This is a genomic window from Shewanella sp. (genome assembly GCF_047975355.1).
Classification (GTDB): Bacteria; Pseudomonadota; Gammaproteobacteria; order Enterobacterales; family Shewanellaceae; genus Shewanella.
This window is the reverse complement of record NZ_JBKEDJ010000013.1, coordinates 164,551-177,364: the sequence shown is the minus strand read 5'-3', so window position 1 is coordinate 177,364 and position 12,814 is coordinate 164,551. Positions and strand designations below refer to the sequence as shown.

At 47.2% G+C, this 12,814-nt stretch carries 9 protein-coding genes; 6 read left to right on the top strand and 3 right to left on the bottom strand.

The annotated features are described in order from the left end of the window. Positions 1-301 precede the first annotated feature (301 nt). On the top strand, positions 302-2,038 hold the full coding sequence (locus ACK5NH_RS06010) for a hypothetical protein (RefSeq protein WP_416918323.1): 1,737 nt from the start codon (positions 302-304) through the stop codon (positions 2,036-2,038). A 51-nt stretch (positions 2,039-2,089) separates the two neighbouring features. Here the strand turns inward: ACK5NH_RS06010 and ACK5NH_RS06005 are convergent, their stop codons facing one another. After that, complete coding sequence (locus ACK5NH_RS06005; protein ID WP_416918321.1) at positions 2,090-3,637, bottom strand: S41 family peptidase; 1,548 nt, start codon at positions 3,635-3,637, stop codon at positions 2,090-2,092. A 187-nt stretch (positions 3,638-3,824) separates the two neighbouring features. Next, positions 3,825-4,709, bottom strand: a complete 885-nt coding sequence (locus ACK5NH_RS06000; protein WP_416918319.1) for a phospholipase A — start codon at positions 4,707-4,709, stop codon at positions 3,825-3,827. Between the two features lie 430 nt (positions 4,710-5,139). On the opposite strand from ACK5NH_RS06000, the gene cobA reads away from it, so the two are divergent. The 5 genes from cobA (at position 5,140) to cysC (ending at position 10,929) form a co-directional block, all read left to right on the top strand. Continuing rightward, a complete protein-coding gene (cobA, locus tag ACK5NH_RS05995; RefSeq protein WP_416918317.1) occupies positions 5,140-5,970 on the top strand; it encodes a uroporphyrinogen-III C-methyltransferase in 831 nt (276 codons plus the stop codon). 76 nt (positions 5,971-6,046) lie between these two features. Continuing rightward, entirely contained in the window at positions 6,047-6,955 is a 909-nt protein-coding gene (gene cysD / locus ACK5NH_RS05990) for a sulfate adenylyltransferase subunit CysD (protein ID WP_416918315.1), read from the top strand. Between the two features lie 135 nt (positions 6,956-7,090). Continuing rightward, on the top strand, positions 7,091-8,533 hold the full coding sequence (gene cysN, locus ACK5NH_RS05985; RefSeq protein ID WP_416918313.1) for a sulfate adenylyltransferase subunit CysN: 1,443 nt from the start codon (positions 7,091-7,093) through the stop codon (positions 8,531-8,533). 3 nt (positions 8,534-8,536) lie between these two features. Beyond that, a complete protein-coding gene (locus tag ACK5NH_RS05980; protein WP_416918311.1) occupies positions 8,537-10,261 on the top strand; it encodes an SLC13 family permease in 1,725 nt (574 codons plus the stop codon). 50 nt (positions 10,262-10,311) lie between these two features. Next, positions 10,312-10,929, top strand: a complete 618-nt coding sequence (cysC, locus tag ACK5NH_RS05975; RefSeq protein ID WP_416918309.1) for an adenylyl-sulfate kinase — start codon at positions 10,312-10,314, stop codon at positions 10,927-10,929. Here cysC and ACK5NH_RS05970 read toward each other — a convergent pair. Further along, positions 10,921-12,759 carry an ATP-binding protein gene (locus tag ACK5NH_RS05970; RefSeq protein WP_416918307.1) on the bottom strand — a complete coding sequence of 613 codons (1,839 nt, stop codon included), beginning with the start codon at positions 12,757-12,759 and terminating at the stop codon, positions 10,921-10,923. The genes cysC and ACK5NH_RS05970 overlap by 9 nt on opposite strands. Positions 12,760-12,814 lie beyond the last annotated feature (55 nt).

Here is a 12,814-nt window from a genome sequence, read left to right as displayed (position 1 = left end):
TTATCGTTAATATGAAATCGGCACTGAATGTGAAATCTATTTAGCTTGGTAAGCGAAATCTTATTAATAGCGCAGCTTCATTCGCATCCGAAGTTAATTAATGGTAAATTACCGAACGTATTTCCCCTTCAAATACACTCAGTCCTAGGGCAATTCCCTGCGCAAATTCTTGGCTTGTGTCGGATGTTTGTTTGCCGTGATGTGTGTAATAAGGAATGACAACAGGTCAGTATTTAAATACCGAAGGTGAGTGCTTTCGGTATTATTTTGTCACTTTGACGGTAATTAAATGGAGTTTTAGATGAAGAAGATTGTTATTGCTGCGGCGATTATTGCAGCGGGTGCGGGGGCTTATTGGTACACTCAACACGGAAGTAGCTCGAGTGCTTCAGCCAATCCTTTGCTAGAGTATGTCCCTGCCGATACCCCAGTGTTTTCGGGCCAGTTAAAACCTTTCCCCCTGAAAAACTACCTGCAATCCATTTCTGGCAATTACCAGCAATATTCAACAGATTCTTTGGCCGAGTTAGGCGATTTAGACAGCCCAATGGCCAAGTTTTTTGTGAGTATTTATAAGCAATATATGGATGGGATGAAAGATCCGGCAGTATTGCTCAAGACTTTCGGTTTACCGAATGAGGTCAAGCCTTATTTCTATACCTTAGGCGTAGTGCCTGTATTTAAAACCGATATTAGTCAAATTGATGCATTTTGGGCTGTATTGGATAAAGCTGAGCAAGAGAGCGGTTTTACCCATGAGAAGCGTAATTTAGCTGGAATTGACTACCGCGCTTATTCCTTGGCGGAAGAAGGCTCAACCGATAAAGCAGATCTGTTATTTGCCCATAAAGATGGCATTTTAACCGTCACATTCTCGGCCTCAGTGATTAAGCCTGAAATCCTAGAAATGGCCTTAGGATTAAAGAAACCGACCCAATCCTTAGCCGCTTCTGGCATGTTGCAAGATATCATTAAAACCCATGGTTTTATGGAAGATAGCGTCAGCTTTATCAACCACGTTGAGATTGTCAAAGCGATAACGTCTCCCGATGGCAATATGTTAGCTAAACAGCTGACTAAGTTGCTAACCGAAGAAAACCATGGCGAAGATCCTTTTGCTGAGATCCGTACTCCAGAATGCAAAACTGAGTTAACGGCAATCGCTGCCAACTGGCCGCGCACTGTGGGCGGCTTAACTGCATTTACGTCGACTGAAAAAGAAAGCCATATGGCGGCTTCTTTTGTGGTTGAAAGTAAAAACCAAGTAATCTTAACGGCGCTACAAAAAATGCGTGGCTATATTCCTACCCACTTAGCCGACATTAACAGCACTATCTTCTCGATGGGACTGGGGATTGATGTCAATGAAGTCGCGCCTTCTCTCACCGCGATTTGGGACGATCTGCAAAAGCCGCAGTTAACCTGCGCGCCTCTGGCCGAGCTACAGGCTGAGTTAAGCCAACTAAGCCCTGCCATGCTGGGTATGTTTACCGGCATGGCTAACGGCGTTAAGGGTGTGAGCCTGTCATTGCTTGATTATAAGATGAGCTCACAGGACCAAGAACCAAAGCTTGAAAGCTTAGATGCCTTAATCAGTTTAACGGCTGATAATCCTTCCATGCTGTTCAATATGGTGAAACCTTTTGCACCTATGTTGGCTGAGCTGCAAGTGTCGGATAATGGTGAACCTACCGATTTATCACCACTGTTAATGTTGCCTCCAGAGATGAACATCAAGCCGATGCTGGCCATTAAGGGCCAACACTTAGTGGTTTATTCTGGCGATAAAGGCTTAGCCTTAGCCAACAAACTGGCGAGCGAAAAACCATCTGCAAATGGTCTGTACAGCATGTCGGCCGACTACGGTAAGATGTTTACCCCAGTGCTGACGCTATTAGAACTAACTGGCGAGCCAATCCCTGAAGAGCTGCAAGCGCTGAAAGATTACAATATGCGTGTACAAATGAGCTTCGATGTGAATAAACAGGGCATCGTTTTTGGCTCAGTGATGAATTCGAAGGCGAGCGATAACAAGTAAGCTCAATTCTCTTGAAGTTAATCAAAAAGCCAGCAATATGCTGGCTTTTTGTTAATTGGCTTGCGCTAACTTAAGTTGAGAACTTAGGGGCGTTTCAGCGGGTTTGGGTTTAGCACTGCGTACTAAACTAACTAGCCCCTGCCATTCAATATCGTTATTCTGCGGCAGCCAAATATCTGGCTCTGTGCCTTTCCCCGACAATAGCTCGCCTGCGGCATCATAGGTGAGTGAGCTGCTAAAACGAACATCCAAGTCACTGTTAGGTAAGGTAAATTTATACTGTCTGGCAAAATCCCCCGAGGTTTTCTCACCAATCAAATTCACCCTAGACCAAGCTTTAGTACGGTAGGCTATCCACTCACATTCCTGCTTACACAGTGGGCTCACGAGTAGGGCGAGGCGATTATCGCCTTCGGCAACGACTTCGGGTTTTGTGCGGACAAACCAAGGGCTAAATCGGTTTTCATCTATGCTCGGCAGACGCCTCGTTAACAGCTTAAGCCGTGGTGAACTGAGTTCAAGCGCATTGAGCGGCCTAAAATTTAATGGCTTTAAATAATCATTCCTAAGCTCGGGGGAGCGGCGATAATGGGCAAATCCCATGATGTGTTCTACCGTCGAATGATATTGGCTACTCTTGGGCTGCATATCTTGATAGCGCGACAGCATAGTCAATAGCTTAGGGCTAAAGCCCCTCGCTTGCCTTAAATCGATAATCAGTAATGGCTGCTGCATTCCCTGTCGTAGGGCGTCCTGCTGGTTTTTATCGAGTTCAAAGGCATAGAGATCATCAATCTTGAGCCTCGCTGTGGTTGGATTGATTTGCTCCAAAGCATAGTAGGGTGTCGATGGTGCCGTCGGGGCTAAATTATCGAGTTGGGTGATCAGGCTTTCAAAACTCAGCTCTGTCTCATCCTCAATCGGTTTGACTATGGTTTTCGACTCTTGTGGTAGGGCGATAGTGACCTGCGTGGTCTGCAAGTCATCATTTATCAAGCTGATAAGTACATAGGGCTTGATGCTCAGACCTAAATCTTCCCGCAGCAGATTGAGTCGCTTGAGCCAAATTAGCTGCATTTCTTGGCTGTTTTTCGCGGGTTCCGACAAATAGGCTTGGCTGGCCGAGATCCACTTGCTTAAGGGAATGCCATCAATATGGGTGATAAAGGGAAAATCAGCGCTGATGGGGTTATTTTTGCTATCCAAGGCGAGCCATTGCTCGTTGACAGGTCTGAGTGTTAGGGGCAACTCACCGCTGCTATTTTCCACCTTCGCGACCTGAGTCCCAGGATCTTTTAAGGCATTGAGTAGCTTAGTGAGTTCGGCGGCGAAACGCTCTTTAGGGATGACATCTTGATATTGCTCTGTGATTAGCCCTGCTAGTCGTTTGAGCTGCGGAGCATTTGCCTGTGGGTTTAGTGCGTAAAAAGCGGAGTGTTGTTCTATTTGGTCGAACAGAATATAGAGATCTTGGCGAATATCTTTAGTCGTTAGTGTGGGTTGCGCCTTTTCAGGAATAGCGAAAAACGCGAGCCTGATGAGGCTCGCGCAGATGATTAAGCTCAGTAAAGTAACGACAGTGCGATAGCTAAAATTCATATTCCTCCGTGACCACTTTACTTTTACTGCTAAAAAGGTGTGCGACTATCGATGTAAATGCCTATTTTGGCAATAAAAATCATCATTCGGTCCCTTTCGCTCGAGTCCATTTGAGCAATTTACCAGCAGCTTTTATAAGTCCGCATAGAATTATGGCTATTTTTTGTGCTCTGTCACGGTTAAATCGCTAGAGAATATCGTTGAGCGATACGCCGATACCAATGCGTTGGTTATGGTAATTGTAGTCAATAAGACTCTCGCCATAGCCGTTAAAGTATTGAGTATAAAGGCGTAAATTACCGACGATGGGGTAGCTCCACGTAAACTCCGCTGAGCCTCGGTCAATATCTTTAAAGTTGGTTTTCAAGGTGAGGGTGAATCTATGGTCATCAATGCCATAAACCCCAACAAACTCTGCCTTGCCAATGTATTCATCAATATCGGGGTTGTCGTCACCACGGGGTTGATGAATATCGGTTTTTTCATCCTCAGGGATCCGCCACCACACCTTAGTTGAAAACGCCAGTGGGCCAGCATCGAAGATCATAGTGCCATAGATGCGGTTCCAGCTACGGGATAATAACCCTGACTTACCGTTAGATTGATGAACAGCACCAAAGCCCCAGAAGGAGTTGGTCACGCTACCGATTTTCCAATCGTTGTTAAACAGCATGAAGATTTCGGGTTCGTGGTTTGTTTCACGGAAGGGGGAAGAAATATCCTTGTTATACAGCTGCCAATAGGACTGGTTGGTGTAGGCAAAAAACAGGTGGCCATTATCGCCAAAGACATTATACCAAAGAGGAAATTTAAAGCTTATCTGGAACTTAGCTTCCATCTCATCCAGTGTGTAGTTGTTTTCGGCCGCATCTTGGGCGAAGGGCGCCATATTGGGATCGGGGTTATAGGTGGCGGGTAAAATGTAATTCACTTTATGTGGCGTGATCACAAAGGGACGTTCTGAGGTCGCAAGTTCGTCCTGAACGCGCCCTTTAACGAGGGATTCTTCCGCCTGTAGCCCAGTACAAGTTAACAGCCCAATTAATGCGATACCTTTATAAAATAGGGACATCCGCCCTCCTTGATGTGTCTATTTGCCTTACGCTTTCTCTTTATTTACCCAGCTTAACATTAGTTTGTGGATCTTTTGTTAGAAATCCTGCCTCTTGTATGACTTAGCTCGAGTTAGATTGCGTCCATTTTTATGTGTTAAAGAGACGCCTGAGTAGAATTTTTAGCAATAACATAGTGCTGTTATGTGAGATGACGCAAGTTTTGATTAGCGTTATATTCGCCTTTAATTCATGTTTTATCTAATTATTTCATATTGTTAAATGCTTTTCAGACTTATGGCGTTTTTGCCTCCCTCACTTATAGTTAATTGGTTTAATTCGAAGCTCTTTTGTTATTTCTTTTTGGTATAACAATTAATGATTTTATATTTATTAAGGAATATAACTAGGGCTATATTGCTACACATTGATCTCATATCGGGGAATGTGATGGAAATTTTATCTTTACCGGGCCAGAGGGCGAAGGGCAAAGTCTGGCTGGTTGGCGCGGGCCCCGGAGACGTTGAGCTATTAACCCTCAAGGCTTGGCGCATTCTAAAGTCCGCCGATGCAGTGTTATACGATGCGCTCGTCAGTCAAGATATCCTCGATCTTATTCCCAAAGATGCTGAAAAGATTGCCGTCGGTAAACGTGCGGGCAAGCATAGTGCGGCGCAAGATGAAATTAATCAGTTACTTGTGACTAAAGCCTATACTCGTAAAAACGTGGTACGCCTCAAGGGCGGCGATCCGTTTATTTTTGGCCGCGGTGGTGAAGAGTTACAAACCTTAGTTGAAGCAGGCGTCGAATTTGAAGTGGTTCCTGGCATTACCGCCGCCAGTGGCACTTCGGCCTATGCGGGCATTCCATTAACTCACAGGGATTATGCTCAAGGGGTGACCTTTATCACTGGCCATTGTCAGCTCGAAAGCCGCCCGATGGACTGGCAGGGTTACGCTAACCCAAACAATACCTTAGTTGTGTATATGGGGATTTTAAATGCAGGCATTATTCGTCAAGGATTAATCGATGCTGGCCGTAGCCCACAAACCCCAGTGGCGATTGTCTCTAAGGCGACCACTCAGTCGCAGCAACGCTTTATTGGTCAATTAGACTCACTCGAGCAGCTAGCGGCCGATCCGCAGTTACAGATGCCTGCTCTAATGATTATTGGTGAAGTGGTTGCGCTGGCGGACAGCTTAAATTGGTTCCAACCCAAGGGGGAAGGCGAGTCAGCATTCGATGCCGTTGAGGCCGCCAAGATTGTGGCAAAAATTTAGTTAAATCAGGTTTTTAGAATAGTTAAGTTAAATCCAGCTGCCTGTTGCAGCCCATTTTAGGTAAACGGAGAAGAGTATGGCCGGGCGTGAATTAAGCCACTTACAACAACTGGAAGCCGAAAGCATTCAGATCATTCGGGAAGTCGCAGCCGAATTCGATAATCCAGTCATGTTGTATTCCATCGGAAAAGATTCTTCGGTGATGTTACACCTTGCGCGTAAAGCCTTTTATCCCGGCAAGATCCCATTCCCTTTGCTGCACGTGGATACGGGCTGGAAATTCAAAGAGATGATTGCCTTTCGTGATGCGCAGGCCAAAAAGTTCGGCTTTGAATTATTAACTCACACTAACCCTGAGGGCGTAGCTCAAGGGATTAACCCCTTCGACCATGGCAGTGCGAAACACACTGACATCATGAAAACTCAGGGCTTAAAACAAGCCTTAAACCAATATGGTTTCGATGCCGCATTCGGTGGTGCGCGCCGCGATGAGGAAAAGTCCCGCGCGAAGGAGCGGGTGTATTCGTTCCGCGATCGTCACCACAGATGGGATCCCAAGAATCAGCGCCCCGAACTGTGGCGCACTTATAACGGCGCAGTGAATAAGGGCGAAAGTATTCGTGTCTTCCCTTTATCTAACTGGACCGAACTCGATATCTGGCAATATATCTACCAAGAAAACATTGAGTTAGTGCCACTGTATTTTGCAGCCGAGCGCCCTGTGGTTGAGCGTGGTGGTCAGTTGATCATGGCAGATGATGAGCGCATGAAACTCGAGGCTGGCGAAGAGATCAAGCATGAGGTGGTGCGTTTTAGAACCTTAGGTTGTTATCCATTGACGGCGGCGATGCATTCGCAGGCGGATAATCTCGAAAAAATCATCGAAGAAATGCTGTTAACTCGTTCGAGCGAACGCCAAGGGCGGTTGATTGACTCGGATCAGAGTGCATCGATGGAGCAGAAGAAGCGCCAAGGTTATTTCTAAACCGAGGCATTTCGAGCGTTGGTTCAGAGACGGATTAAACCGATTTCGTGAAAGTCCTTTTTAAGGCTTTTATATCAAGCAATGAAGTATCAGCCGACTTCACGAACAGTTGAGCAAGATAAGAGTGAGATAAAGATGGATAAAGCGGTCAATAAAACCAATCGTATGGCGGCAGAAATCAGCCAGCACGGGGTAAAAGAATATCTAGCACAGCAGCAACATAAAGGTTTGCTGCGCTTTTTAACCTGCGGCAGCGTAGACGATGGCAAGAGCACCTTAATTGGCCGTTTGCTGCATGACAGCGCGCAGATTTATGAAGATCAACTCGCCAGCTTAAAAAATGATAGCGCTAAGATGGGGACGACAGGCGAAGCCATTGACTTAGCCTTACTGGTGGATGGTTTGCAAGCCGAGCGTGAGCAGGGCATTACTATCGATGTAGCTTATCGTTATTTTTCAAGCGATAAGCGCAAGTTTATTATCGCAGACACCCCAGGCCATGAGCAGTACACCCGTAACATGGCGACCGGTGCCTCGACCTGTGACTTAGCGGTTATCTTAGTGGATGCGCGTTACGGCGTGCAGACCCAAACCAAGCGTCATGCTTTTATTGCCTCATTACTGGGCATTCGCCACTTTGTCGTTGCAGTCAATAAGATGGATTTGCTGGGGTTCGATGAACAAGTATTCAATCGTATCCGCAATGATTTCAGTGAGTTCGTAAAAGACTTTGGCGACTTAGATATCCACTTTGTGCCCTTATCAGCACTCAATGGCGATAACGTGGTAGAGCCGAGTCTGCATACGCCTTGGTATCAGGGTGGCACGCTGCTGGAGCTACTCGAAACCATTGATACCCAACGTGAACTCAGCGCCTTGCCTGTACGCTTCCCGGTGCAATATGTGTCGCGTCCAAATCTCGATTTTCGTGGTTTTGCCGGTACTTTAGCCTCTGGTGTTATCAAGGTGGGTGACGAAGTGGTTGCGCTGCCTTCGGGTAAGCGTAGCAAGGTGGAACGCATTGTGACCTTCGATGGTGATCTCGATGAAGCGACTGCAGGGCAAGCCGTGACTATCACCTTAGAAGATGAAATCGATATTTCCCGTGGTGACTTACTGGCACTGCCTGAGAGTGCCCCACAGGTTGCCAATCAAATCGTGGCTGACCTAGTGTGGATGGATGAAAAACCATTACAACTCGGCCAGTTATACGACATTAAAGTCGCGGGTAAAAAGACCCAAGCCTCTGTTACGGCCATAGACTATGTGGTTGATGTGAACACGCTTGCGCGCAGCAGCGCCGACACTTTAGCGCTCAATGCCATCGCCCGCGTGACCTTAGAGCTGACCGAAGATATCGTCTTCGATGCCTATTCTCTGGTACGTGATACTGGCGGCATGATCCTGATTGACCGTTTATCCAATGCTACTGTTGCGGCTGTGATGGTGGTATCGGGTCAGCATGTGAGTAAGCAAGTATCTTCACAATTTAGTGCCTTTGAAATCGAATTTAATGCGCTGGTGCGTAAGCACTTCCCGCATTGGCAAGCGATTGATATTTCAAAGCTTGGAGCTTAATACGTGAGTGACTTGTGGCTATTAGCTATTGTGTTGATGGGATTAGTGGCTGGCTTAATCGCCGGCCGCATTAATCCTGCCGTGTTGTTTTTATTTGCTTTTTTACTCTGTTACCTCCTAGGAATGGTATCACTCGACACGGCGCTCACTAGCTTTACCAACACAGGTTTAGTCACACTGGTGTTATTGGTGCTGGCGGCGACGGCGCTGGAGAAAACCTCACTGCTGGGTAAATTAAGCCAAGTGATTGGTAATAACTCCCTCGCGGTGACGATGGCAAAGCTGGGGTTTTCAACGGCGCTACTCTCATCCTTTACCAATAACACCGCCGTTGTCGCGTCTTTGATTGGGGTGGTGCGCCGTAATCAGGCCCATGCCCCCGCTAAGTTGTTATTACCACTTAACTATACAGCGATTCTGGGCGGCACGCTGACCCTTATCGGTACCTCCACCAACCTTATCGTTAACTCGTTTGTGGAGAATGCGGGTCTGCCCGCACTGGGATTCTTTGAGTTTACCCCGGTGGCGGCGCTGATTGTGCTCTTAGGCATAGTGCTGCTGATAGTGCTCGCCAATACCTTACCCGACAGACGGGAAGACACGACCGAAGAAACGCTGCCCTATCTGTTGGAAGCTCACGTGGCCAAAGGCTCGTCTTTAGTCGGTCGCAGCGTGGTGGATAACAAATTAAGGGCCCTGAAAAAGCTCTATTTAGTTGAGCTTGAGCGCAGTGGTATCTGTATTTGCCCTGTTCCACCCCAGTTAGTGTTACAGGCGGACGATGTGTTGCGTTTCAGTGGTGCGGTCGAGTCGGTGGAGCTGTTGCATCAATTCGATGGACTCGATTGGTTTGGTAAACACCAGGCTAAGGGACAAAACCTAGTCGAAGCCGTGTTAGCGCCTTCGTCGAGTCTGGTGGGCAGTACCTTAAAGGAATCACGCTTTCGCGAGCAGTTTGATGCGGCTGTAATGGCCATTCGCCGTGGTCATCATCCGTTAAAAGGTGGTTTGGGCGATATCGTATTACAACCGGGCGATGTGTTGCTGCTGACGCCAGGGGATGGTTTTAGCACTAATGCTAAGCTGAGTACTGAATTTGCCGCCGTCAGCGGGCTAGATTTAAATGTGCGCTTAGACAGTCGCCGTAGCCGTATTGTGCTTGCCGGGTTTGTGTTGACGATTGGCCTGAGTCTGGCGGGGATTTTACCCTTAGCCAAAGGTCTAGTGCTGTTATTACTCAGTTATTTTGCCATCGGCGCGGTGACCTTATCTGAACTTAAACGCCGTTTCCCGTTGGAATTAGTGGTGATTGTCGGAAGTGCCTTAGGGTTGGCAAACCTTATGATGAGCACAGGTCTTGCCGAAGGTTTAGCGCAAGGGCTTTTGGGCGCAATCAATGGTTATGGGGTGTTTGGCGCCTTTGTGGGGGTCTATTTAGTTACCTTGTTGCTAACTGAGCTTGTCACTAATAATGCCGCCGCAGCCTTAGCCTTTCCGATTGCCTATGCGGTGGCACTGAATTATGGCGTCGATCCTAGGCCATTTATTATGGCAGTGGTCTTTGGTGCCAGTGCAAGTTTTATTTCGCCCTACGGTTATCAAACCAACTTAATGGTGTTTAACGCGGGGAACTATCGTTTCAGTGACTTTTTACGCTTAGGGCTGCCCTTATCCCTGCTTTATTCCCTGATAGTGATTTTTATGGTGCCGGTTATCTTTCCGTTTTAATGATATTTATGCCTTGGGTCGTCTATGTATCTAAGGTTTGAGGAGTATTTATGAGCAATATTGTGTGGCACCAACATAGCGTTGACCAAGCAGACAGAGCCAAACTTAAAGGCCAAAATCCAGTGTTATTGTGGTTTACTGGACTGTCTGGCGCGGGTAAGTCGACCTTGGCGGGGGCGCTTGAGCGTGCACTGTTTGATGCGGGCTTTCACACTTATCTGCTTGATGGCGATAATGTGCGCCATGGTTTATGTAAGGATCTGGGCTTTAGTGTTGCCGATAGGGATGAAAACTTACGCCGTGTCGGCGAAGTGGCAAAGCTCATGGTGGATGCGGGCTTAGTCGTATTATCGGCCTTTATTTCGCCAACTCGTGAGGAGCGCGACAGCATACGTGCACGTTTTCCCGAAGGGCAATTTATTGAAGTGCATGTGTCGACGCCGCTCAGCATATGTGAACAGCGCGATCCTAAGGGCTTGTATGTTAAGGCTCGCCGCGGTGAAATCAGCAACTTTACCGGTATTTCATCACCCTATGAAGCGCCGCTCTCGGCGGAGTTGACGATTGACACTAGCAAAGGAGATTTAGCTTCCCAAGTTCGCGCCTTGATCGATTATTTAACTGCAATCGGTGTTATCAATTCCGATAAGGCTAAAGCGCTAGCCTAAGTTGATTTTATGGGACTCAGGGGCATTTGTCGGAATGGTTAATGTAAAACAAGTGCCTTTGCCCTGTTCACTCGTCACCTTGATATACCCGCCAAGTAACTGGGTAACCAGTTGATGTGCCAAATGTAATCCTAAGCCTGTCCCCCCTTTTCCGCGGCGAGTGGTAAAAAAGGGATCGAAGATCTGCTTTAAGGTCGCATCGTCCATGCCGCCGCCATTGTCTGTGACTGTGATGGCTACAAAGGCATCTTCGAGGCTATAGGCCGTAACATTGATTTGCCCACTACTAACATTATCAAACGCATGAGTCAGAGCATTCGAGACGAGATTTTCAAGAACTTGCCCAAGGGCGCCTGGGTAGCTGTTGAGTTCTATCTCGGGTGAAATATCGATATTGAGTTCATGAAACTGCTTCTTCATCCTTAACCATGAGGTATGCAGCATATCTTGCACTAAGCTGGTGAGTTTAAAGACGCGACGTTCTTCGCCTGTGCGATCAATCGCTAAGCGTTTAAAGCTTTTTACTAATGCGGCTGCGCGTTCTAGATTTGCTTGGACTATCTCGGCACCTTCATTAAAGTGCTCAAAGTAACTGTCGACATCTGAGCGTTTAAGGCCTGTCTCGAAGGCGGACTGCAATCGGCGAGACTCATTCTTCATGCTCGATAACGTCATCAAAGAAGCGCCAACAGGGGTGTTCAACTCATGGGCGACACCCGCCACCATCATTCCAAGGGAAGATAATTTGCCGGTTTCAATCAACTGTTGCTGAGTGTCGTGCAGATGTTGCAGCGATTGAGCTAGCGCTTTGTTGCTGCTTGCCAGCCGTCGCTGTTGCTCGGTTAAATCATCATGGAATTTATCCCGTTCACACATGGACTTTGCCGTGCGCCAGCAAACGGCGCTGCCTAATAACAACAGCAAAAAACCAATACTCAAAGATTCGATAGCGCACTGTTTAATGATGCTCGTCAATACGTTGTGAGAAATGTGAGTCACGAGTCGCCATTCCGGAAGGGCCGCATTACCTATGTCTTGCACATTTTCGTAGTTCCATAGTCCATTCGGGGTTGTAAAGGCCGCTGCGGTATTGTTGTGGATTTCTTGCCAGGCAGAGGGATTGAACTTGCTAAAGTTTAGCTCTTCCCGCCCATACATAAATCCCCATGCCATTTGGGGTTGTGGTGCCAAGAGCCAGTAACCGTCTGAGTTTAACATCGAAAGCTCAACCCCAGCTTTAGCGGTATTAGCGATAGCATCCAGCATGGCTTGCGCGAGAAAATTCAGGGCGATAAAACCCTGTCTCTCCCCAGAGGCTAAAAACACTGGGGTAGTGATGCGCAGCATAGGTTTGATTGGGGTCTCAATGACGTTGTTTTCGACATTTAAATCTAAGGGTGAGAAGTAAAAAGTATCGGGTTCAAGGGCTAGACTCGGCGCAACATAGTAGCGGCCTTGTTTCGATTGTAATTCTGCCGCAGGGACGATTTGCGCTTCATGGTTGATCAGATTAATTCGTACTTTTTCCATGGCGTCGTTATCAAGCCAGCGGACTTGGTCATACTGTAACGAGGCGTCGCTAAAGGCTTTGAAGAAGTTCTCGACAGCGCTGAGATCGGTATTTTGTCCCGAAGCGGTATCAATCAGGAGTTGGTATTTTGCGAGAAGCAGCGCGTCTCGTTTCAAACTGCCAAGATAGTAAGCTATGGTTTGATTGGCATCGGCAAGCACCGCATCGGCTTGTCGATATAAGGGCGTCATCGCATCTTCGTGACGCTTTTGATAGAGCACGAGACTCAGCAATGGCACTAATAACAGCCAAGGTAACATTAGCTTAAGCCAATATCGCCAAAATATCTTTTGGAGGGGCATCGCGGGTTTCAAT